Genomic DNA, 24786 nt, shown 5'->3' with positions numbered 1-24786 from the left:
AAATGCGTCGATATACATTTAAAGTTCTGCTAAGGTAATTCATCTGAAGCTGTTGTCAAAACAGGTATATTTACTTGTTTAATGCAAACAGCTTCTTTTTTTCTGTTTTAGCTAAAGCCAAAGAAATTGTTCAAGGATAATTATGCTAGCACTAGAGCCTCAACATATTCATATGAATCAACATGCTGTTGATAAAACACATGCATTAAAGTGTCTAGTAGATATATTAGAAAAAGATGGGTTAGTTACGCCTGAATATATAACTGGACTCATCAATCGTGAACAACAAAGCGCAACTTATTTAGGCCAAGGCATTGCCATTCCCCACGGTACTCCTCAATCACGTGAATATATTTTAAAAACAGGTATTCGCTTAGCCCATTTTCCCGAAGGTGTGATCTGGGATGGAGAAAATAAAATTTATTTAGCTGTAGTGATTGCAGCAAAATCTGATGAACATTTGCAAGTTTTGCAAATTCTTACTCGTGCCTTAATGCATGACGTCAGCGAACAAGTAAAAAATGCTTCTAAACCTGAGCAGATTATTGAATTACTGCAAGCTCAGCCATTATCTTTAGCACTTCATGAAAATCTTATTCAAACCGAAATCGATGCACAAGATATCGAAGATTTACTTTGGGCAGCGTCTCAAACACTCAAAAAACATAATTTTGTAAAATGTGGTTTTCTAAGTTCACTTGATCCAGAACAAGCCATTCAACTGCAAGATCAAATCTGGTCCATTTCTAGCAATCATTTTGTTCAGCAACCAGCTATTAGCATTACTAAACCATCACAGGCTTTAGAACTAAATGGTAAAAAGCTGAACACCCTCGTTTGTATAGCAGCCAATGACCAACTCGATAATGAAAGATTTAATCGTTTAATTGATATTTTATTTAACCCTGAGCAAGTTGCCGAGCTAGATAAGACTCAAACTCCAAACGAAATTGCAAAAATTATTGGAGCTGACGTTGTTCCGGACTGGCCTCAACGCTCAGTTGTACTGGCAAATGCCCACGGCTTACATGCCCGACCAGCTACACACCTTGTCAATCTTACAAAAACTTTCCAAGGTGATATTCAAGTTGCTGTAGACGATGGTAGTTTTGTTTCTGCTAAAAGTTTAACTCGTCTTTTAGCCTTAGGTTGTAAGCGTGGCCAAACTCTACGTTTTATCGCAGAACCAGAAACCGATGCCGTAGATGCCTTAGATCAAGTTATTTTGGCAGTGCAGCAAGGCTTAGGTGAAGAAGTTGAAGCGCTACCTGTAACCAGTGAGACACCTGACCAGCTTCCTGCTCAAACTGCAATATCAAATGCTACGACCTTGGGTAACAATACGGGAATTGCAGCATCAAGTGGCTTAGCTTTTGGACCAGTACATGTGATTAAACCAAAGGTTTATCAATATGAACGTATGGGTTTAAGTGTAAAAGCTGAGAAAGAAAATTTAGATATTGCATTACATGCTGTAAAAAATAATATTCACCAAGTTATTGCCAAAGCTGATGCTTCTGAAATTAAACAAATCTTTCAAGCTCATTTAGAAATGCTTGATGATCCTGATCTGATTAATGGTGTATATCAAAAAATTAACCAAAATTTATCAGCACCAGCTGCTTGGCATGAGCATATTGAAGCTGCAGCTAAAGCACAGGAAGCTCTACCAGACCGTTTACTTGCTGAACGTGCAACAGACTTACGTGACATTGGTGACCGAGTCTTAACACAGTTATGTGGTGAAGTGGTTATTGAAGAGCCTAAAGAGCCATATATTCTAATCATGCACGATGTTGGACCAAGCGATGTCGCACGTCTTAACAAAGACCGCGTTGCAGGTATTTTAACTGCTATAGGCGGTGCAAGTGCGCATAGTGCAATTGTGGCACGTGCCTTAGGCATCCCTGCTATTGTTGGTGCTGGTGAACAAGTCTTAGAAATTGATCCAAAAAGTACTTTACTTATTAATGGTGACACAGGTACTTTCGTTTTAAATCCAGATGCAGCTCAAATCGAACAAGCTAAGCAAGAGCGTGAACAACAGCGTCAAATCCGTGAAGAAGCCGAACGTCATAGCCAAGAGCCAGCTATTACTTTAGATCAACATCAAATCGAAATTGCTGCCAATTTAGGTAAAGTTCAAGCAACAGCACAAGCTGTAGAATGTGGTGCAGAAGCGATTGGTCTGCTTAGAACCGAACTTGTTTTCATGTCTCATAGCAGTGCACCTAATGAAATTGTCCAAGAAGCTGACTACCGAGTGGTATTAGATGCACTTGCTGGCCGCCCACTTGTTGTACGAACATTAGACGTAGGTGGTGACAAACCCTTACCTTATCTACCAATTGCTGAGGAAGAAAATCCATTCCTAGGGTTAAGAGGAATTCGTTTAACCTTAAGACGTCCTGAGCTTTTAAGGCAGCAATTAACTGCTTTATTGAAAGCATCAGATAATCGCCCACTACGAATTATGTTCCCAATGATTGGACGTGTTGAAGAATGGCGCGCTGCAAAAGCGATTCTTGATGAAGTAAGAGCTCAACATCCATGTGATAATTTACAAGTTGGCATTATGATTGAAGTTCCGTCTGCTGCTCTACTTGCGCCAATTCTTGCACAAGAAGTCGACTTTTTCAGTATCGGAACAAATGACCTAACTCAATATACTTTAGCGATTGACCGAGGCCACCCAATACTCTCAGCTGAAGCAGATGGGTTACACCCAAGTATTCTGAACTTGATTGATCAAACTGTTAAAGCTGCCCACAAACACGGCAAATGGGTAGGAATCTGTGGTGAGCTTGCAGCAGACCCGAAAGCTGTACCTATTCTCATGGGATTAGGCGTAGATGAACTGAGTATGTCTCCAAATAGCATTCCTTTAGTAAAAGCTCAAATCCGTACACTAAGCTATAGCCATGCTCAAAAGCTTGCGCAACAAGCTTTACTATGCGATAGCGCCCCTGCTGTGCGCCAGCTATCTGAACAAGACTTATAAGATTGGGAATAGTAATGGCTAAAATTTTAACAGTTACTTTAAACCCTGCAATTGATGTAACCATCCAACTGAATGAGTTACTAGTAGGAGAAGTGAACCGACAAGAGTCGGTAGAAATTCATGCGGCTGGTAAAGGCCTTAATGTGGCTCAAGTATTGAAAGACTTAGGTCACGATGTAATCGTAAGTGGTTTTTTAGGTGAGCATAATCGACAAATTTTCGATACACATTTTGCACAAGCTCAATTTCAACCCGAGTTTATTTATATTGATGGCGAAACACGTCAAAATATAAAAATTGCTGAGCATTCTGGGCGGATGACCGATTTAAACGGCAAAGGTTTCTTTGTTTCTGAAACAGACAAACAAAGCCTATTTAATAAGATTGAAGCTCTCTTACCACAAGTCGAGGTCGTTGCAATAGCTGGTAGTCTCCCGCAAGGTTTTAGTATTGATGAGTTACAACATCTTATTCAACTGATCAAAAAAAATAATAAGAAAGTCGCACTAGATACCAGTGGTAAAGCGCTGGTTGCTGCAATTGAATGTCAACCTTGGATGATCAAACCGAATACAGATGAGTTGGTTGAAAGTTATCAACGCCCTGCAACAAGCTACGCTGAACAAAGAGAACTTTTTGATAGCTTAACCAATATTGAGCATGTGGTTATCTCAATGGGTGAAGATGGCGTAAATTGGTTACACGCCACTCACCCCTTACATGCTCAAGCACCAAAAGTTATTGTAAAAAGTACAGTAGGCGCTGGTGATTCACTCTTAGCCGGCATGATCCATGGACTTGTTAACCAACTGCCTCCTGAAGAAACCTTAAAAACTGCGACTGCCATTGCAAGCCATGCTGTAACACAAATTGGTTTTCGAATCCCTACTCCTAAGATTCTAGACCAACTAAAAGCACAAACTATTATCAATTCATTGAGTGAATCTGATGCAAACTGCTAAACATTTATTATTTGTCACTAATAGTCCGCAACAGCAAGTCAATGCTTTAATCTTGGCTCGTAAACTTGCTTTAGTCGCAACTCAACACGGCTATAAACACAGTGTCATTTCACTCGATGAGTTTGAATCAAGCGATCATTTTGATCATGTCATTATTATTGGACAACAACCTAAAAATCTAAATATTTTTGGGCAAAACGCTTTAACTTTAGTTTCTATTGAAGATATTAAAGATGATGCAGACAAAGCGCTTTTAACGGCACTTGAACACTCAAAACCAGCCAATGAGTGGGATCAAAAACCTAAGCAAGCTTCAAATACAGCAACTCATTTTGTTGCGATTACTGCTTGCCCAACTGGTGTTGCCCATACATTTATGGCAGCTGAAGCTTTACAGCAAGGCGCAGAGAGACTTGGATACCAAATTGATGTAGAAACTCAGGGTTCTGTGGGTGCAAAGAATATTTTATCTGCTGAATCGATTGCAGACGCCGATATTGTTATTCTTGCCACTGACATTGAAGTCAACACAGACCGTTTTGTAGGTAAACGTGTTTATCGATGCAGTACTGGCTTTGCCTTAAAACAAACTGATAAGGCCTTTGCCGAAGCAATTGCGAATGCACAAGTTTTAGAACAAGGTAAACAGCAAGCAACAACGGAAAATAAAGATAAAACTGAAAAAGTTGGTGTGTATAAACACTTATTAACTGGTGTTTCTTATATGCTGCCTATGGTTGTTGCAGGTGGTTTATTAATTGCTCTTTCTTTATGTTTTGGCCTGAATGCAGCTGAACAAGCTGGCAGCCTACCAGCCATATTAAAACAGATTGGTGCAGCAGCATTTACACTGATGGTACCCATGCTATCGGGTTATATCGCATATTCCATTGCAGACCGCCCTGGACTGGCGCCCGGTTTAATCGGGGGTTTATTAGCAGTACAACTACAAGCGGGCTTTTTAGGCGGTATTGTTTCTGGTTTCCTTGCAGGTTATATCGCGTTATTTATTGCTAAAAAAGTTAAGCTTCCAACTAGCTTAGAGTCTCTTAAACCTATTTTAATTATTCCATTATTAGGAACGTTATTTGTTGGACTCATTATGTTCTATGTGGTTGGTCAACCTGTAGCGCATATTTTTGAGTTAATGAAAGATTTCCTCAACAACATGGGCACGACAAATGCCGTATTAATGGGAATTATTCTGGCAAGTATGATGTGTATTGATTTAGGGGGACCAATCAACAAAGCAGCTTATGCTTTTACAGTTGGTTTACTTACAACCAATACCTATATGCCAATGGCTGCAACGATGGCAGGTGGAATGGTACCTGCTATAGGCATGGCAATTGCGACCTTCCTTGCTAGAAATAAATTTAGTACAGGTGAGAAAGATGCTGGTAAAGCTGCTTTCGTGCTTGGTTTATGTTTTATTTCAGAAGGTGCAATTCCATTCGCGGCAAAAGATCCAATGCGTGTTATTCCAACCTGTATTCTAGGTGGTGCAGTAACTGGTGCATTAGTTGCCTTATTTCACTGCGAACTTGTTACTCCACACGGCGGCGTATTTGTACTGCTGATTCCAAATGCAATCAATCATGCGTGGCTATACCTAGCAGCAATTGCAGCAGGAAGCATCGTAACAGGTGTAAGCTATGCCATCCTTAAAAAGAATCAAGAAGAAAAGCTAATAACAAATACATAATCTTAAAAAAAGGGAGAATACTGATTCTCCCTTTTTTTTATTAAATAATTTTATTGATTAATTTGAACCGCACGCGCCATAACTTGTTCAGGAAGATCTTGGGCTAATACCACTGCAAGAGTTGGTTTTTGGTTAGTCTCATCTTTTAAGTTTTGAGCTTCGAGAACTCTATTTACATATTTAAGTTATAATTTAAAAGAATCATTCTATTTAAGGTAAATTTTTAAAAATCAATAACATAAAAACAAATATTTAATAAAATTTATAGATTATTCATCAATCATGTTAAATGTATGGTAAATTTTTATCATTTTAAACCAAATCAAGCCATTGATTAAATTAAATATTTCTTTATTAAATGGATTGATTTTTTATCGTTATGACTTTATAGACAAAAAATTTTTATAGAAATGTCACGTTCAAAACAATTTTTTTTTTCTAGGATTCTCATGCAAACAGATATCGTTCATTTTACGAACAAGCGAGTAGCCAAGTTCAAATAAACGGTAAGAAAAAAGTTTTATCAGAATAGGAAAATTTATCGTTTGTCCTTGTTAATTCAAACAATATAAATTTTGCTCAAGACTTAAAGTCCTGATATAACTTGCTTAGTGAAACTATATTTTTCAACTATTAAGATTAGTTTCATAAAAATGCGATCCACCAAGGTATGGGGAAAAGTCAATGACAAAGAAGTATGCGCGTTTTTTACCTACAACAGAATCTTTCACTCTTGAAGATTTTCCATATTATTGGATTACTCAGGTCCATGCTCAATATGTTCAAAATATTGATAATGCCCTTAAAAAATATGGCCTCGATAATTCTCGTAGACGTATTATGCTTGCACTCAGTAGCAAACCTCATGCTAGCGTATCTGAGCTATCTGACATGATTATTTCAAAGATGTCCACGACAACTAAAATTGTTTATCGCTTAAAAGATGAAGGTTTAGTTGAAACATATTCTTGCCAAACAGATGGTCGAATTACACGTGTATATCTTACTGAACGTGGTATTGAAATGATCAGTAAAATTAATGATCTTACGAGTGTGGTACTTGAACAATCATTTGAAGGTATTACCCCTCTACAGTTAGAAAAAATGATGGAAAGCTTAAAAATGCTTTTAAAAAATCTATCGCGTTAGTTATTTTTTCATAATTTGCAAAATTTATTAGATTTAAAGCTCTCTCATGAGGGCTTTTTTTATACGTGATAATTATAATAAAGAACATGGATTTCATAAAGTAATCAATTAAACATTCTGCTTGTTGACTTGTTCTTTCAACTCCAGTAGAAACTCTTTTTTATTCTCTACATTGTAATGATAGGAAAAATGGCTAAAAGAAAATATAAAAGTGATAAGTTTCAGGTACGTCGTATTAATCGCCAATGGTGGGTACTTGAAAAGGACTTGGAAACTAACTGCTATGCTAAGCATGAACAAGTAGCTACAAAAACATTAGCTAATAATTATGCTGATGATTATATAGAGCAATACTATATGAATCTCTATATTCAACAACAGTTGAAAAAACCAGAAGCCGTATAAATAAAAAAGCCATTATGGCTTTTTTTTATTTATAATTTAACAAGTTAATAACAAGTGAGATAATAAAATTTTGGCATAAAAAAAACCTACATCTTGGGGAAAATGTAGGCTATAAAATGCACAAAAAGGAATTATATATCCTTTTTGACAAAAAGAATTCTACGATATCATAAGACCTTATTTTATATTACTTTTGTAAAGTTAATAGTGCTTATTGTATTAATGCTTAATAACTTAAACTGATTCTTTATATAAATTTTTTAAAAGAAAATATTCAAAGTAATTCATTTTTTTCTTATTTAAATATTTTATTTGATATAAATTTCTCAGTTAAGCCTTCTATTACAGCTATATAAACACCTGTTTTAACAAGTTTTTTACAAAAATAAGCATAATTTTTTAAAGTTAAAACTCTATTTTTTATAATTTTCGTAAAATTAAAAGTTAATAAATAACATATGCATACATGAGTAATAACAGTTCGAGTTTAGAAAAACATTTATTCAAGTCTAAAAAAACATCAAATATTCAGTTTTTATAGCTTTTGTGGGGACGACACAACTATTACAATACAGTTTATAAATAGTTTAACTCTTCAGCAGTTTTAGGCATGTTATGACTTCAATGTCGAACACTACCCAAAAGCACTTTATTGTTGAGCAGTTTCCTCTACCGACTTGGGTCAGTGATGAAAAGGGCTTAATTTTATACTGCAATACGGAGTGTACAAAGTACTGGCGCGATACTTCTCCTCCATTGTTTCAGCAATGGTTAGATTTCGTGTACCCTGCCGATTTAGAAGAAGTTAAAAATAAATGGTTAGATGCTATACGGCTCCAATCAAGAGTTGAGTTTAAATGCCGTCTTTTGCATAAGAGTCACCACTATCGATGGTGTAAACTTTCTATTCAATTGTCGAAATACCATGAATCTTCTCAGGAAAATGAATGGTTTGTTAGTTTCCTAGATATTGACCAAGATATTCAAGAACAACAAAGCTTACGCAAAGATATCGATATACAGAACCAAATGCTCGATATTAGTGTGGATTGTATTAAAGTTTTAAATACTGATGGTACAGTGTCTCATATGAATAAATCAGGATGCCTTGCTCTAGGTGTACCTGTAAATGAAAAAAAATTTGGCATGCGATGGTTAGACCTTTTACCATCTCATATTCGTAAGCGTGGAAGAGTTGCTTTAAAAAAAGCCTTAGAAGGTAAAGTAGCTCGATTCGCTGGCATGAGTTGTTTACCTCATCAAGATCCTGAATATTGGGATAACATGCTTACCCCAATCCAGCATACAAATGGCGAAATTATTCAAATATTGTGTGTTTCCCGGAATGTCACTCAACAATATCTTACTGAAAACCGATTAAGAGATATTAGTGAAAGAGATGAACTTACTGGATTATTTAATAGACGCTCATTTAAGCTTCAACTAAAACGTACTCTAGCCTACTCAAGGGAAACGCAAACAAGTGTAGGACTACTTTTAATTGATTTAGATCATTTCAAACACATTAATGACACCATAGGCCATAGTGCTGGTGATCACTTATTAAAAATTCTATCCAAACGTTTTAATCAATGTGTAGACCATGAACGATGTTCTGTCGCTAGATTAGGTGGCGATGAGTTTGCAGTTATTGTCAGCCATCTAAAAAATGAAAATGATGTGCGCGAGCTTGCTGAAGTATTGCTTCAGCAACTTAATCAACCTATTACGTATGCCGGGAATGTACTCAACGGCGGGATGAGCATTGGCTGTGCCATTTATCCTCAAGATGCTGTTGATCAATCAAGTTTATTAAGCTGTGCAGACATGGCACTGCATGACTTAAAAGCTCGAGGTCGTGGCGGTATACGTATGTATAACCCGAGTATGATGCAATTAACCGAGGCAATCGCGTCTCAACTTAACATTGCCCGGCAGCTTATTCGTCACCATACCATCCAACCTTATTATCAACCTAAAGTTGATTTAAAAACACATACTGTCGTGGGCTTTGAAGCATTACTCCGTTGGCACACGACGTCGGCTCAGACAGGTTTACCTTCTCAGATTGCTGAAGCTTTCAAAGATTACGATTTAGCAAGTAAAATTGGTGAAATCATGCAGCATCAAGTTTTGCATGATATGGCTAAATGGATAAAATTAGGTTTTCAGCCCCTTCCAGTATCTCTAAATGCTGCACCAGTTGAGTTTTTAAGAGATAATTATGCAGAACGGCTATTAAAAAAAATTAATCATCTTGAAATTCCTACACATTTAATTGAAGTAGAAGTTACTGAGCATATGCTTGGGGACCGTGGTTCGGAATATGTTATTCGCGCACTCAATAAACTAAAACAACATGGTGTACGCATTGCTTTAGATGATTTCGGAACAGGATTCTCTTCTCTAACACATATAAGAGATTACCCAATTGACTGTCTAAAAGTCGACTGTAGCTTTATACAAAAGATGCAAAATGACCCATCAATTTATGCAATTGTTCAAGCCATTGGCTTACTTGCTCCAAATCTCTCACTTGGTCTAATTGCAGAAGGCATTGAAACACCAGAACAAGAAGAATTACTTCTTCAATTTGGCTATAACATTGGACAAGGCTTTTTATTCGAACAAGCTATCGATGCCAATCAGGTTGTATCTATTCTCAAACAAGGTCAGGCTTACTTAGAAAGCCATTATTCAATGAGTTAATCTCTACCTTTAAAAAGTAGTCGCTCACTTTGCACACTAAAAACACACAATAGAAATCATAAAATTGGCGATAATATAACCATAACGATAACAAACTTAGGTTCTTCAACAATAAATATTGTCATAAGACAATAAGGAGCAATATATGAGTTATCACCATATTTTAGTTCCAGTCGATGGTTCTCCTACTTCACTTATTGCGGTTAACCATGCTGCAAGCCTTGCTAAAGCGTTTAACAGTAAAGTCACTTTAGTATATGCGCTTACTATTGATCCTTTTATTTCAGTTGAAATCATCGATAGTACAGAAATTGCGCAAGATTACTTTAATAAAGCGAGAGCTTCGATTCAGGGCATCTTAGATCAAGCTAAAGAACAATTTAATCAACACGGAATTTCTGTTGAAACAAAGATTGTTGAGGGTCAAACAATTCACACAGAAATTATTAAAGCAGCAACTGAGCTAAAAGCCGATTTATTAGTAATCGGTTCTCATGGGCGAAAAGGTTTTAAAAAGTTTTTCTTAGGAAGTGTAACGCAAGCACTCTTAGGAGAAATCCATGTACCAGTGTTGGTCGTAACTGAATAAATACATCTAAAGTTGTGTAAAAACCCAGCGATAGCGCTGGGTTTTTTGCGTAGATTACTTTCCATTATACGTAAATTTAATGAGAGAACCTGGATTCTCTAAATTATTTGTTACCGAACCATCATCTTTTTGCACATTACCAGCCGTATCTGTCAGTACATATAGAACATTACCCTCCGGACTTGCAATCACATCACGATAACGGTTATTGCTTTTAAACATCGGGACAGCATCATCTAAAGTCACACTATACGTCGGGTCTAGCTTAATACGGAAAATTACCCCACGTTTTAAAGATGGTACCAATAATGTATTTTCCCATCCTGGAATCGTTTTTTTGCCTCCCGTATATACATATGCCGATGACGGCGCAACTGTTGGCCAACAAACATAAGTCATATCACCACAAGTTGGATCATTGTAGTTATAGGTATCTTGAACGGTATACAACGTTTTCAAAGGGGCTACAAAGTTTTTACCAATCCATTCGGATTCTTTAGTCACCGGAACCCCTTCAGCTACTTTTATTCCGTTTTGTCCAAAATCCTTAACTTGTGATTTATTGGTTGCAGCCGAATAGTTAGCATAAGCATAACCACTATCATCTTTATAACCCGCTACATTTGGCCAACCATAGTTCCCACCTTTTAAAATGAGATTAATTTCATCATCAGAATTTGGTCCTTGCTCAGATTGTAAAAGCTTTCCGTTTGGAGCAAACGCTAAACCTTGTGGGTTACGGTGCCCTAAAGTGTAGATATGACTCACTACTCCGTTAAAGCTTGGGTTATCTTTGGGAATACTTCCGTCCAGATTTAAGCGTAATACTTTACCCATATATGTATGATAGTCTTTACTATTGAGCTCTTGCTGGGTTGGAGTGTGCTGTGCCTGATTTGGTAAGAACAAATAAGCTAACTGATTACGGCCTTGGTCACCAATTGTATAATAGATTTTTTGGTCTGGACCAATGACGAGACGACCAGACTGATGGTCTTTCGATGATGGCAAACCAGCAATCAAATCGACAGGTTTTTCAAATGTATCTGTTGTTTTGTTATAGGTATATCTACGGATAATCGTTTGGTTAGGTAGTTCTTTATCTGTAGATTTTGGATTTTTAAAAGTGCCCGAAATATAGATATAAGGGTTATGTTTAAAGTCAGGATGAAAAGCAAAACCTAATAAACCATTTTGACCATCAGCATCATTTACAATTTCAGGAACCTGAAAAACGGTTTTTGCGCTACCAGACTCAGGATTTACTCTCAAAATTTTACCAGTCGCACGCTCGGTTAACCAAATCTGATTGTCTGGTCCCCATAACAAAGCATGAGGTTTATTCAAGTTAGACAGAATAACTTTTTTATCAAAATTTTGTGTTTTTGCTTTAGCAAATTGTGCTGGGGTAAGAGGAATATCCGCAAATGCCGTATTAAAGGTAAATAGTTGTGCAGCACCTAAAAGAGTGATCTTCGCTAATAAATGTTTATTCATAATTCCACCTTATAAATTTTTTAAAGAGTTAACCCACACTAAAAACGTTTGATTTGTATGCGTTCTCTATATCTTTTGTATTATGATGAATAGCATATTTATTAAAATCCAAATTTCTGAAAGGCTCTGTTGTATAAAAGTAGCTATTCAAAACGAATGAATATCTTAGAAGTCGCCCTATGGTTTCCCCCTACCAATAATTCATTTATTTTTTAAAACGACTAATCAGCAGAAAATCTTTGTTAAAGTAATTGAAAAGTAAAAATTAATACTGAAACAAACAATTCAAACTATAAAAATATACATAACACAAAGCCAAAAGTTCCAAGCTAGGACTAAAGCATTAAAGCAGAAATCAGGTTTAGTTATGTGTGCAAATTTTAGACCCCTTAAGAAAGCTCATGCTCATCAATTAGGCTTATTTGAACCTACCTTTGACTACAACTCGGATGTCTATCCAAGCGATGACTGTCCAATGATCTTATCTCAACAAAATGAATGGGAATGGAGAAAAGTTAAATTTGGTATGCTACCTCCATATGCAAAAGAAATAACTTTTAAATACGCAACTTATAATGCGAGGACTGAAACGGTTGAACAAAAACGTTCCTTTAAGCATGCGTGGTCACACGATCAATTCGCACTTATACCTGTTGATGCTATTTATGAACCTAAATATATCAATGGTAAAGCTCATTGGTATGGCATATTCCGTCAAGATGGAAAGCCATTTACACTTGCAGCAATCTATGAAGAAACCATAATTGATGAGCAGAAAGTTAGAACAATGTCATTATTAACAATCAATGCAGATCGACATTCTTTTATGAAACAGTTCCATAAACCAGATGATGAAAAACGTTCAATTATTGTAATACCTGAAGATCTTAGAAATGATTGGTTAAATTGCAAGCATGATGAAGCCTCTGACTTTTTCCTAGATATGCCCTTAAATGAATTTACGTCTTTGCCCAAAGCTGAGATGAACAAATCATAAAATAGTTAGATGCCTGATAAGTGAAAGTAGCAAGCTTAAATGGCTCCGCCTAATAACTTATGTTATCCTTCGCACCTCTTTAAAACTTCAAATTTTCATTATCCATGACACTTACGCCACCTTAAGTTTATTTACCCGTCTCCTTTGTAAATAACTCATCACTGTCTAGTGATGTGGTGTAGTCGCTTGTGTGTTGGTATATCACATCACTAGCCTTTCTAAAATTTAAAATTCTAGGCTATTTCCATGTTAACGAATCTTCGAGAACAATGGTTCTCTAATGTCCGTGCAGATATTCTTTCTGGGCTTGTTGTTGGTCTGGCTTTAATTCCAGAGGCGATTGCCTTTTCAATTATTGCAGGTGTAGATCCCCAAATTGGTTTATATGCATCTTTTTGTATTGCGGTTATTATTTCTTTTGTAGGTGGCCGCCCTGCCATGATTTCGGCAGCAACAGGTGCTATGGCCTTAGTCATGACGACCCTAGTGAAAGAACATGGTCTTCAGTATTTATTCGCAGCTACTATTTTGACGGGTGTTATACAAATTATAGTGGGATATCTTAAGCTTGCTAAACTCATGCGCTTTGTCTCTAAATCGGTTGTAATTGGTTTTGTAAATGCTCTCGCCATACTCATTTTTATGGCTCAACTACCAGAGTTAATCAATGTAAGTTGGTACGTCTATCTATTAGTCGCTATTGGTTTAGCAATTATTTATCTATTTCCCTATGTACCAAAGCTTGGAAAATTTTTTCCATCTCCCCTTATATGTATTGTTATAGTCACATTACTTACCCTCTTTTTAGGCATTGATGTGCGAACAGTTGGCGATATGGGAGCACTACCAAATACTCTACCTATTTTTTTAATTCCAAATATTCCTCTTAATCTAGATACCCTTCTTATCATTCTTCCTTATTCATTAGCGTTAGCTGCAGTTGGCTTACTTGAGTCGATGATGACAGCCACAATTGTTGATGAAATGACGGATAGCCCGAGTAATAAATTTAAGGAATGTAAAGGTCAAGGTATTGCCAATATTGCCTCGGGTTTTATGGGTGGGATGGCGGGATGTGCAATGATTGGACAATCAATGATTAATGTTAAATCAGGTGGCCGTACACGCTTATCTACTTTATGTGCAGGAATATTCTTGCTGATTTTAGTCGTATTTTTAAGTGATTGGTTGAAAGTTATTCCTATGGCTGCACTTGTTGCTGTCATGATTATGGTATCAATCAGTACTTTTGAGTGGAATTCACTTACGCAATTTAAAACTCATCCTAAAAGTAGCAATATCGTCATGATTGCAACCGTTGTAGTAGTTGTAGCTACTCATAACCTAGCACTAGGCGTATTGACGGGTGTACTACTTTCCGCGCTTTTCTTAGCGAATAAACTTGAAAATGATGTACACGTGATAACCTCATTAGAAGGCAACTATCGTTTATATGATTTAAGAGGACAAATCTTTTTTAGTTCTTCAGATAAATTCATGCAAAGCTTTAACTTTAAAGAAGAAGTAAAAGAAGTCATTATTGATCTGACTCATTCACATATTTGGGATATCACTTCGGTTGCAATGCTTGATTCAGCAGTGGAAAAGTTTCAAAAGAATGGTATACAAGTTACTGTACGTGGTTTAAACGAAGCCAGTTCAGTCATGATTGACAAGTATGGTACACATGCAAAAATTTAAAAAAGGTCCTGCGGGACCTTTTCAATCATAGAGAATTATATTTTTAAGGAGATTTATATAATAAACGGTTTGGGCTACCAGATGGATTTTTCACCACATCACTAGTCGCTTGATTTAGCAGATTGGATGTTATCGTTTGAGGTGTAGCTGTAGGTGTACTTTGAAGAAGTTCAGCAACTACTCCAGCAACATGTGGAGTTGCCATGGAAGTGCCATTTAATACTTTAGTGGCCGTATTACTCCCAATCCAAGAAGAGTTAATTTGACTTCCGGGCGCAAAAATATCAACACAGCTTCCGTAGTTAGAATAGCTTGCTCGAGTATCAGTATTGTCAGTTGCAGCAACTGTAATTGCGTTACTTGTTCTCGCAGGAGAAGAAGTACATGCATCTGTATTTGAGTTACCAGCAGCTACAACCATTACATAGCCATTATTATATAAGTTTTCTACTGCACTATCTAAAGAAGAGCTTGCCGCCCCACCTAAGGACATGTTTACAACAGCTGGTTTACTTCCATTTTTCAAAATCCAATCTAAACCAGCAATAACATTACTCGAAGCACCGGAACCATCACATCCTAAAATCCGAACAGGAACAAGTTTTACATTCTTGGCAACACCATAAGTGGTACCGCCTACCGTTCCAGCAACATGTGTGCCGTGCCCATTACAATCAGTCGTACCATTACCATCAGATATTGCTGTATATCCACTTAATACGCGACCTGAAAATTCTTGATGAGTAGATAATATACCAGTATCAACAATATAAGCTGTTGTCCCGGTACCAGTTTGCGAATAAGAATATGTTGAATTTAATGGTAAAGCTTTCTGATCAATACGATCTAGTCCCCAATCAGGATTAGTTTGTGTCGTTGCATCAATATTCACTACAGTATCATTTTCTACAGAAAGAACTTGAGGGTTCTTTTTCATCGCTTCAATGAACGCTGTTCCTGCGGTATCAGGTAAATAAATTGCAAAACCTTTAAGAGCACTGTCGTAGCTTTGTAAAATTCTGCCACCATGCTGTTTTGCAATATTCTGTGCAAAATCTTTCGCAGGCCCAATATCCTTATTCAAAATGACAATATATTGATTTTTAATAATTCCTTTTGCTTGAGAAGAAACTATTGCAGAATTTAAAAGATTAGGTGCCGCATAAGCTAAATGAGTCGCAGCCATTGAAAGAAAAACAGCAGAAACCTTTCGAATCTTCATGTGTATCTCCATATATTATATTTCAGGTATTTTTATGATAAATAATAAATTTTTTATTTCAGGATTAAATCCAAGATGGAAATCTTAAAGATTTTTATCTGTTTTTAAACCTAAATCATATTTTCATAATTTTTTATTCCACACAATATGCTTCAACTTTTTCAATAAAAATTGTGATAGAAATCTAATTTAAATTTATATATTTTATTTTTTTATAGTGAGATGTATTTTATTATTTTGGAGAAATAAAATAAAAAAATATAATCATAATGAGCAATACTATAGTTGCTAGTGATAAGTAAGTTCCAACAGTATTAAAACTTTTCAAAAACTTCAAAATATCCATAACAATATGATAATTAATAAATTAGTAAAATTATTTCAAAATTTATCAATTCATGCAACTCCAAGTAATTTACAATTTTTTTAACTATAAGTCATACGTATAATAAATGTATAGATATTTTATTTACTCCAATTACCATTTAAACTATCTAGCTCTAATAATTTTATTTAAATAAATTAATTTTATGAAAAAATCTTTTAATAAAAAATACCCTCATATCTAAAATATGAGGGTATTAAAATAAACAACTTTACAGACGCAGTATATGCATAAGTAAATATACACCTTTAAAGATATATTTACAATGCTTCTTTAAAATTTTCATTTAATTCGACCTGATCCTTCCTACTAACTGCTGCTTTAGTAGGCTAAATATTTTTTAGCAAAGGATGATGCAAAATAAAAAAGTCCGTATCTTGGGAAGCTACGGACTATAAAACTCATCTAAGCAACAGCTAAACAGTTTGTCGATTAGAGAGAAAACACTATCCTTTTAATCTAATTGAGTTATTAATTTAGGTCAACTTGAAATCAAACATAGTGATAAAAAGCCACTTAAATGTGATCTATTCTACGTTTTTACTTACACATAACCAAAAATGAATATATTTATTTCAAATTTAATAAAACATATTATTTGATTCAGCATCTCTTAGCAAAAACAAACTATTGATTTAAATAGTAAAATATAATTAAACTATTCTTATAAAGTTCAGCGCCTACATCCATATCTATTTAAATATATATTTAAAATAGTGGTCTAAAATTAGACCTCTTGCGAAAGTCGTTATTGCAAGTTCATCCGATTTACCAGTGCAGCGATTAAGTTAATGCGTAAACCGAATCTTTTCCGTCTATTTCGATAGCGTTCACTTAATATTCTAAATGTTTTCAATTGACTATTAATATGTTCGATCACAACTCGTATTTTTCCAATCATTTTATTGTACTTTTTCTCAACATCAAATAAGGGTAAATTCTTCTTTTTCTTTATTGGCATCAATAATTTAAAGCCATCTTGCTCTAATCCGTAGTACCCTAAATCGGTCATAACATATTTACAATGTTTGAATTTTTTAACCGTTCTTCTTGCCAATTTAATGTCATGCTGACTGCCATTCGATATATCTAGCCCTATGATTTGTTTGCTGTTCGGATGATAGATCACTTGTGCTTTTAGCGTATGTTTCTTCTTTTTACCACTGTAGAACTTACTCTGATTTTTTTTTCGGACGTTCTATTGAACATTCTGTCGCATCAATAATGACCCAGTTAAACTGTTCGTCTGCTGTGGTAATGCTTCGTTTTGGCAGAGTAAACCGTCTTGATTTCATCAATGCATCTTCAACCTTTTTAATGGTTCGATTCACATTACTTTCAGCGATATGGTAATTTGCAGCCAACTCCAATTGAGTGCTGTAATTCCGTAAGTAATTGAGTGTTAATAATAATTGATCCTCTATAGCTAAAGTATGAGGACGCCCAGATTTCTTTTTAAGTGATTCTACTTCTTTTAAAACTTCGATCATTTCACTAAAAACTGGTCGAGGTACACCAACCAAGCGCTGGAATTCAGAATCTGAAAAACGATTTAATTTCTGATATCTCATGAAATTTAGATTGAGGTGGTTTTTACTTTCGCAAGAGGTCTATTGAATAATGATTAACTCCAGAAATAGTCTCGAAAGAAACTAACTCATGACCAGTACTACATCTGTGCTCAAAATAATTTTGGCTTTGCCACTGCACTTCACTTAGCTCCAAATCTCCACACAAAATCCTACAAGGTATATCAGTCCTCTCTTTCTGATAAATAGGGCTATATTTCAAAATATCCTCTTCTGATAAGTTTAATGCATGATTTAAATGAGTCTCCTTTATAGGAGATAAATCATAAATACCACTTAATAAAGCCAATTCTGATAATAAAGGATGGTTTAAACATACAGCTGCAAGATGTGCACCTGCTGAATGCCCCACTAATTGAACTTCATTCGTTTTCCAATTTTGTTTAGCAATAAAATCTAGAGCTTTCTGAATTTGCATAATCATTTCTGAAATATGACTTTGAGGAGCCAAGTCATATTCTAAAAGTACACACTGGGCTCCTTTTGCCAATATATACGGCACTATAAAAGCAAAATCCGATTTATCACACCACTGCCAATAGCCTCCATGAATAAAAATCACGGTTTTATTGGTGTGTTCACAAGGAAAAAAATCCATCGTTGATCGGTTCTGTGAACCGTACTTTATATCTTTTATATGGTGATAGGTCTGATAACTCAGCAAGCTTCTATACTGAAAGCTTGCTAGTATTTCCCCCTCATTTGCTACCGTTGTAGCATTATCGTATTTTCTCATATAGCGATCACTTCAACGTTTCTTCACCAGAATTGAGATTTAGCTTTACAGTTGAACGTTTTAAGTAGAAGCAAAATATCAGAACAAGAACTAAAGGCACGCCAAACTGTAAAGTGGATTTAAACTCATTGGTAAACCAGGTAGTTACTGTAATACTTAAAATCGCAATAAACCCAAACAACGAGATAAATCGACTAGCGGGAATTTTAAATTTTAGCTCGATGTTTTGCTGTGTCATGTGTTTTCTAAAAAACATATGTGTCACAAAGATACTGCCCCAAGTGAACAATGCACCAAACATCGATAGCGCAATCATAATTGGAAACGCAGAAACCGGATTAATCGTATAAACAATACTAGCAATACCAATCCCTACCGCAGATAGCAACAGCGCATTTACCGGCACACCATTACTACTGATTCGGCCAAAAACTTTTGGAGCATCACCTGCACGTGACAAACTAAACAACATACGGGTTGAAATATAAAGCATGCTATTCATCGCAGATAAGGCAGCTACAATTACAATAAAATTTAAAATACTATCTGCATATGGGATACCAACAATCTTCATGACCATAACAAAAGGACTAGTTGCATCTGCTCCAATCAGAACAGTCCACGGCACCAAAGTAACGATTAGAAATAAGGATAATAAGTAAAATAAAATGAGTCGTAGCGCTGTGCTTTTAAATGCCTTTTTTACTGCTTTTTCAGGGTCTTTAGCTTCACCAGCTGCGACAGCAATCATTTCTATACTTAAGTAACTAAATATAGAAATAATGACTCCGATCCATACTCCACTAAAGCCATTTGGAAAAAAGCCCCCATGACCTCTCAAATTAGTAACTACTTGATTCATTCCCTGATTACTCTGCGTCAATATACCAATAGATAAAAGAATAAATACGATAATGGCAAAAACTTTAATTGTGGAAAACCAGTACTCGACTAACCCGAAGGCTTTTACACTATAGGCATTTACAACAAGTAAGGTGAGTGAAAAAAATCCAATCCAGACCCAAGAGCCTACATTCGGAAACCAGAGCTTCATATAATCAGCAACGGCGGTAATTTCGGTACCTACAGCCAACACAATACAAGCCCAGTAACAATAGCGGACTAAGAAGCCAGCGAGTGGAGACATATAATGTTCTGCATATGCACCAAATGAGCCCGAAGTAGGATGCTGCACTGTCATTTCAGCCAAACAAGCCATAAGTGCAAATGCAATTAAACCACCAATGGCATAGCTAACTATCACGGCGGGACCTGCAAAACTAATTGCAAATTTGCTTCCCATAAATAAACCGGTTCCAATCGCTCCACCAATCGCAATCATCCCCATCTGTTTTGCAGATAACTTTTTATGCAGTCCAGCTTCTCTATTTTGTATTTCATCAAAACTACTCATAGGCCCTCCTAGCCATTTGTTTTATTTTGATTCCTTAAATCAGGTCACTTCACCGCGAACTAAATAACGCTTGTTTTTCCACTCACTATTCAGCATGGTTTCTTTTAAATGTTGTACTGCATTCCAGATATCTTCAAAGCCCAGATACAAAGGTGTAATACCGAATCTCAAGACAGCAGGTTCACGATAATCACCAATCACGCCACGTGCGATAAGCGCCTGAATGATTTCATAACCAAACTCATGGCGATAACTGACATGACTACCACGATATTTATGATCTAAAGGAGTAATTAACTCAAATCCAAATTCAGAACATTCTTGCTGTACCAGCTGAATGAATAAATCAGTTAATTTCAGCGATTTTTCACGGATTTTTTGCATATCAGCATGCAGGAAAATATCTACTCCGCACTCAATCAGACTCATAGAAATAATTGGCTGAGTCCCACATAGATAGCGACGAATACTATTCGCTGGTTCATAATGCTGGGCCATATCAAACGGCTTTTTATGACTCCACCAACCGGATAATGGTTGCCAAAACTGATCACGGTGTTTTTCATTGACCCATAACAATGCTGGAGAACCAGGTCCACCATTTAAATATTTATACGTACAACCAATCGCGAAATCACTATCAGCTTGATTAAGATGCATAGGCACAGCACCAACTGAGTGACATAAATCCCAAATAACCAGAGCATCTTGAGAGTGAATCTGTTTATTAATAGATGCCATATCGTAGAAATACCCAGTACGATAATTCACATGAGAAAGAACTACTACAGCAACATCTTTTTCTAGAACTCGAGCTAAGTCTTCTACTCCATCAATCAATTCAACTTGATAGCCCTTTTGAATTAAATCAATAAAACCTTCAATAATATAAATATCTGTTGGGAAAGCATCCTTTTCCGCCACAATTATTTTATGTTCTGGAAATTTTTCAGCCTGAATTTTTACCGCTGCTGATAAAACTTTAAATAAGTTCAATGTAGTTGAATCTGAAATAACAACTTCACCCTGTTCTGCACCAATCAATGTGGCTACCTTATCGCCCAGTCTAGTAGGTAGCCCCCACCAATCAGCCTTATTCCAACTATTGATCAGATCTTCTCCCCATTCTTGGGAAATAATATGCTGAGCGACAGACAAAGATTTCTTTGGTCTAGCGCCTAAAGAGTTACCATCTAAATAAATGACACCTTCTGGCAATGCAAATTCATCTTTAAATTTTTTGAGTTCGTCTTCCTGATCCCAATACAAACACTGTTCACGAGTAATCATTTGGTATTGCACCTATTTCAACATTTCCTTTGTATTTGAATTTTATCATGGTGATTCTTTCGATTTATTCGATAATATTTGATCAAAAACAGATAATTTCGTATAGAATTCTAATTAAAATTAAAAAACATGGATGGAATTCGAAAATGAATGTAGATGCAATTGATTTAAAAATTTTGAAGTATTTACAAGATAATGCCCGCTTAAGCAATCAAGAACTTGCTGATCTCGTTAATCTTTCAGCCTCTGCTTGTCACAGACGTGTCAAGATTTTAGAAACCAACGGAATTATTGAAAAATATCAAGCGAAAGTTAATTATGAAAAATTAGGTATAAAAATTGAGGCCATAGTTGAAATTAAACTTGCTCAACTCACTGAAAATGATCACCAGTTTTTTTTAAGCCAGATCAAGAATTTTGATGAAGTGATTAATGCTTATATCATTACAGGCGAATCTAATTATGTTCTGCATGTCGCCACTAAAGATCTAAATTCTTTTTCTCATTTTGTTATTAATACACTCAACAAAATTAAAGGAGTGGTAAGCATTAATTCTAAGATTATCTTACAGAAAATTATACAAAAGCCACTGTAGACTATATGGTTAAATTAAAAATTATATTTAAAGAGCTTTTACTATGATCGAAACCGAACGTTTAATCTTAAGACAATGGAAGGAAACTGATGCTGCCCCCTTTATCGAAATGGGATTAGATAAAGATGTTATGCGTTTTTTTCCAAAGCTTTTATCTGCTACTGAAAGTATAAATTTAATTCAAAGAGCATCGGCCCTTATTGATGAAAAAGGTTGGGGATTTTGGGCTTTAGAATTAAAAGAAAACCATGAATTTATCGGTTTTATTGGCCTACATGACCAACCAGAACAATTTGATTTTTCTCCATGCATTGAAATTGGCTGGAGGCTTGCTACAAAACACTGGAAAAAAGGTTATGCCACAGAAGGAGCAAAAGCAGCATTGGACTATGCCTTCAATGTGCTTAATAAAGATAAAGTGGTTTCTTTTACAGCAACAGTGAATAAGCCTTCTCAAGCTGTAATGGAAAGACTAGGAATGCGTAAAGTTAAACACTTCAATCATCCCAAGCTTCCAGATGGACACGCCCTTCAAGAACATGTTCTTTATGAAATAAATAATCCTAATTTTGAGTTATAAAGGAATAAAATATGGATATATTTCAACTGCTCCAATGAATATAAAATAAAGGTTATTCATCGAAGTCATAACCTACCGAAGTGGAATGCTCCCAATATTCATTAATTTTATCTGCAATAGCTTCCTTATCCATTGTAGTTAAAACATAGAAAAGTTTTGCCTCTTTGTTTTTTCTCAAAATTAATAAATTGTAATAGTCATATTCGGGGCCATTTAGCCCCAATGATGGCTGTTCTTCACAATGCTTCTCAGCCTTGTAATGCCATTCAAGCTTATAAGTATCAATACCATTAGCAGCATTGATCACTATGCCATCATTGGCTCCGCCAATAAATCCAATTTTCATTGCCTGCTCTAAATTGTTATTCGGATAATTTTTAATATAACTTTAAACAAGTACTGTTCAATTTATAAAATGTTTGCCAATACGTATCCTATGTAAATCAAAATAACGAATTCATTATTTCATGGCACGTAAATATTCATAAGCCTCTTTTTCATTACTCTCCAGATGAACTCTTGCTTCTGTCTCATCATTTAAAGTTTCATTTATTATTTTGGTACCTTCATAAGAAATTTGATGACCTATTTGGAAATCTGCTCCTAATGCATCAATCACAATGAATTGTCCAGCAACATTTGAAGCTATAAAAAAACTATTATTACGATAGCCATATCTAATTGTATATAAGCCCACTTTTATTCCAACTTTTAATAATATTTAAATAATGATAATTCCATAGAGTTCATAGAAAAGCAAAAATACTTATCAAAAAATCACCCCCTAATAAATACAACTCTATATTTTTAATAAATTTTTATTAATCCTCAGCCCTATTCCTTTTATATAAATATTTTTCAAAAAAATTTGTTTCAGCGATCTTATTGAGTAGTCTAAGTCTAAGAACTCTCTTGTTATCTCTCTGTTTATCTAGTACAGACTATTTAAATTATAAAATGATGAAATAACCATAAATCAGTCCGTTTTTATCGTCTTTAATGATTATAATCTTAAATTACTTTACTTCCGTGTCTGTTTCAATTGGAGCTCTCAAAACATGCATAAAATAGTGCTTTTCGATATGGACGGAACTTTATTAGATTTGGCTTTTGATGATTTTATCTGGAACGAATGCTTACCTGAACGACATTCTCAGACGCATCAAATCTCTTTAACACAAAGCCATGAAATATTAAACCAGTTTTATCGTAGCAATAAACATACTCTTTCCTGGTATTCTTCACAGTATTGGACAAAAACGACAGGAGTAGATGTTTTAAATCTTCAAAAAGAATTTCAACACAAAATTAAAATACGATCAGGATGTATGGAGTTACTTAATACTCTGAAAGAACAAGGCTATCAATGCTGGTTAGTGACCAACGCAGACTGTGCAAGCTTACAGTTAAAACTTGATAACATCCATATTCAAGATTTTTTTGATGTGATTGTATCTAGTGAACAAATTGGTTATGCGAAGGAAGACCTTAAGTTTTGGCAAGAATTACAAGGCTTGCATTATTTTGAACCCCAAAACACTATTTTTTTAGACGATACTATTCAAGTTTTAAAAACTGCAGAAAAATTTGGTATAAGACACTTGTTTACTATCTTACAGCCCTCAACTCTTAAGAGTAAAAGACAGCTACAAGATTTAGAGTATAAAGCACTAGATCAGCTTACAGAGCTACTGTCTATTTTGAATCAAACTGATAGAAAGGATAATGATGTCAAAATTGCGTGAAAACGATGCTGTAGAAACCATGCGTGTCGACAAATGGTTATGGGCAGCACGTTTTTTTAAAACCCGTTCTATTGCTAAAGCTGCAATTGAAGGGGGAAAAGTGCATCACAATAATGAACGTGTAAAAGTTTCTAAAGAAATTCGTGTTGGAATGGAACTTGTTGTTCAACAAGGTTTTGATAAAAAGACAGTTGTTGTTAAAGCACTTTCCAATACCAGAGGACCGGCTCCTATTGCACAACAGCTTTATGAAGAAACCGAAGTAAGTATTGCAAGACGGGAGTTGATTGCTTCGCAACGAAAATTGCATAATCTAGCTCGACCTGACCATAGACCAAGCAAGAAAGATCGGCGACAAATCAATCGGTTTAAACAGGAGAACGATCAACATTATGAAGACCACTGGTCATATAATGATGAATAAAAACGTCGAGTTGTGTCGCACTCACATATACAATATATAGAAGCTAGAGAAAAAATCTGTCACTATTAGCCCTGTGAAACAAGTTGAGAT

Annotated in this window: 22 protein-coding genes; 13 read left to right on the top strand and 9 right to left on the bottom strand. The window is 35.5% G+C overall.

What is annotated here, in order from left to right:
- Positions 1 to 142: 142 nt before the first annotated feature.
- The 7 genes from ptsP (at position 143) to F984_RS08185 (ending at position 10520) form a co-directional block, all read left to right on the top strand.
- On the top strand, positions 143 to 3001 hold the full coding sequence (gene ptsP, locus F984_RS08215; protein WP_004708456.1) for a phosphoenolpyruvate--protein phosphotransferase: 2859 nt from the start codon (positions 143 to 145) through the stop codon (positions 2999 to 3001).
- A gap of 14 nt (positions 3002 to 3015) precedes the next feature.
- A complete protein-coding gene (gene pfkB / locus F984_RS08210) occupies positions 3016 to 3963 on the top strand; it encodes a 1-phosphofructokinase (RefSeq protein ID WP_004708453.1) in 948 nt (315 codons plus the stop codon).
- Positions 3950 to 5668 (top strand): fructose-specific PTS transporter subunit EIIC, encoded by a 1719-nt coding sequence (locus tag F984_RS08205; RefSeq protein ID WP_004708451.1) that lies wholly within the window; start codon positions 3950 to 3952, stop codon positions 5666 to 5668. Before pfkB ends, F984_RS08205 begins: the two co-directional genes overlap by 14 nt.
- A gap of 684 nt (positions 5669 to 6352) precedes the next feature.
- Positions 6353 to 6817, top strand: coding sequence for a MarR family winged helix-turn-helix transcriptional regulator (locus F984_RS08200; protein WP_004708449.1), 465 nt, complete (start codon positions 6353 to 6355; stop codon positions 6815 to 6817).
- A 189-nt stretch (positions 6818 to 7006) separates the two neighbouring features.
- Complete coding sequence (locus tag F984_RS08195; RefSeq protein WP_006580896.1) at positions 7007 to 7222, top strand: hypothetical protein; 216 nt, start codon at positions 7007 to 7009, stop codon at positions 7220 to 7222.
- Between the two features lie 615 nt (positions 7223 to 7837).
- On the top strand, positions 7838 to 9931 hold the full coding sequence (locus tag F984_RS08190; protein ID WP_004708446.1) for a GGDEF domain-containing protein: 2094 nt from the start codon (positions 7838 to 7840) through the stop codon (positions 9929 to 9931).
- A 145-nt stretch (positions 9932 to 10076) separates the two neighbouring features.
- Positions 10077 to 10520, top strand: coding sequence for a universal stress protein (locus tag F984_RS08185; RefSeq protein ID WP_004708443.1), 444 nt, complete (start codon positions 10077 to 10079; stop codon positions 10518 to 10520).
- Between the two features lie 54 nt (positions 10521 to 10574).
- On the opposite strand, the gene F984_RS08180 is transcribed toward F984_RS08185, so the two are convergent.
- Positions 10575 to 12017: a glucose/sorbosone family PQQ-dependent dehydrogenase gene (locus tag F984_RS08180; RefSeq protein ID WP_004708440.1), complete on the bottom strand. Its 1443-nt coding sequence runs from the start codon at positions 12015 to 12017 to the stop codon at positions 10575 to 10577.
- Positions 12018 to 12384: 367 nt separating this feature from the next.
- Between F984_RS08180 and F984_RS08175 the strand changes: the two genes are divergently transcribed.
- Both F984_RS08175 and F984_RS08170 read left to right on the top strand, forming a co-directional pair.
- Complete coding sequence (locus tag F984_RS08175) at positions 12385 to 13014, top strand: SOS response-associated peptidase (RefSeq protein WP_004708438.1); 630 nt, start codon at positions 12385 to 12387, stop codon at positions 13012 to 13014.
- Positions 13015 to 13260: 246 nt separating this feature from the next.
- On the top strand, positions 13261 to 14715 hold the full coding sequence (locus F984_RS08170; protein ID WP_004708436.1) for a SulP family inorganic anion transporter: 1455 nt from the start codon (positions 13261 to 13263) through the stop codon (positions 14713 to 14715).
- A gap of 43 nt (positions 14716 to 14758) precedes the next feature.
- On the opposite strand, the gene F984_RS08165 is transcribed toward F984_RS08170, so the two are convergent.
- From F984_RS08165 to kynU, 6 genes are all read right to left on the bottom strand, one after another.
- Positions 14759 to 15937, bottom strand: coding sequence for a S8 family peptidase (locus F984_RS08165; RefSeq protein WP_004708434.1), 1179 nt, complete (start codon positions 15935 to 15937; stop codon positions 14759 to 14761).
- Positions 15938 to 16169: 232 nt separating this feature from the next.
- Positions 16170 to 16283 carry a hypothetical protein gene (locus F984_RS23140; RefSeq protein WP_080593683.1) on the bottom strand — a complete coding sequence of 38 codons (114 nt, stop codon included), beginning with the start codon at positions 16281 to 16283 and terminating at the stop codon, positions 16170 to 16172.
- A gap of 787 nt (positions 16284 to 17070) precedes the next feature.
- A protein-coding gene (locus tag F984_RS22345; RefSeq protein WP_076611894.1) for an IS5-like element ISAba27 family transposase occupies positions 17071 to 17893 on the bottom strand; the annotation gives its coding sequence in 2 pieces (ribosomal slippage) (positions 17071 to 17511 and positions 17513 to 17893; 822 coding nt in all).
- 22 nt (positions 17894 to 17915) lie between these two features.
- Entirely contained in the window at positions 17916 to 18647 is a 732-nt protein-coding gene (locus F984_RS08150; RefSeq protein WP_004708431.1) for an alpha/beta hydrolase, read from the bottom strand.
- A gap of 7 nt (positions 18648 to 18654) precedes the next feature.
- The gene (locus tag F984_RS08145) at positions 18655 to 20061 is read right to left on the bottom strand and encodes an amino acid permease (protein WP_004708429.1); all 1407 of its coding nucleotides are present in this window, start codon (positions 20059 to 20061) and stop codon (positions 18655 to 18657) included.
- Between the two features lie 39 nt (positions 20062 to 20100).
- Positions 20101 to 21351: a kynureninase gene (gene kynU / locus F984_RS08140; protein ID WP_002049669.1), complete on the bottom strand. Its 1251-nt coding sequence runs from the start codon at positions 21349 to 21351 to the stop codon at positions 20101 to 20103.
- Between the two features lie 146 nt (positions 21352 to 21497).
- Here kynU and gigD point away from each other — a divergent pair, with 146 nt between their 5' ends.
- Positions 21498 to 21947, top strand: coding sequence for an Lrp/AsnC family transcriptional regulator GigD (gigD, locus tag F984_RS08135; protein ID WP_004708427.1), 450 nt, complete (start codon positions 21498 to 21500; stop codon positions 21945 to 21947).
- Positions 21948 to 21990: 43 nt separating this feature from the next.
- Positions 21991 to 22527: a GNAT family N-acetyltransferase gene (locus F984_RS08130; RefSeq protein WP_004708424.1), complete on the top strand. Its 537-nt coding sequence runs from the start codon at positions 21991 to 21993 to the stop codon at positions 22525 to 22527.
- A gap of 52 nt (positions 22528 to 22579) precedes the next feature.
- On the opposite strand, the gene F984_RS08125 is transcribed toward F984_RS08130, so the two are convergent.
- Together F984_RS08125 and F984_RS08120 are read right to left on the bottom strand one after the other, a co-directional pair.
- On the bottom strand, positions 22580 to 22873 hold the full coding sequence (locus F984_RS08125; RefSeq protein WP_004708422.1) for a hypothetical protein: 294 nt from the start codon (positions 22871 to 22873) through the stop codon (positions 22580 to 22582).
- 114 nt (positions 22874 to 22987) lie between these two features.
- Positions 22988 to 23224: a hypothetical protein gene (locus F984_RS08120; RefSeq protein WP_004708421.1), complete on the bottom strand. Its 237-nt coding sequence runs from the start codon at positions 23222 to 23224 to the stop codon at positions 22988 to 22990.
- A gap of 361 nt (positions 23225 to 23585) precedes the next feature.
- Here F984_RS08120 and F984_RS08115 point away from each other — a divergent pair, with 361 nt between their 5' ends.
- Positions 23586 to 24272 (top strand): HAD-IA family hydrolase, encoded by a 687-nt coding sequence (locus tag F984_RS08115; RefSeq protein ID WP_004708418.1) that lies wholly within the window; start codon positions 23586 to 23588, stop codon positions 24270 to 24272.
- Entirely contained in the window at positions 24256 to 24696 is a 441-nt protein-coding gene (locus F984_RS08110; RefSeq protein WP_004708417.1) for an RNA-binding S4 domain-containing protein, read from the top strand. The genes F984_RS08115 and F984_RS08110 overlap by 17 nt, the downstream gene beginning before the upstream one ends.
- Positions 24697 to 24786: the final 90 nt, after the last annotated feature.

The organism is Acinetobacter nosocomialis NIPH 2119 (genome assembly GCF_000368085.1).
Lineage (GTDB): Bacteria > Pseudomonadota > Gammaproteobacteria > Pseudomonadales > Moraxellaceae > Acinetobacter > Acinetobacter nosocomialis.
Note: the sequence above shows the minus strand (reverse complement) of the source record. Positions and strands in the feature narration are given on the sequence as shown.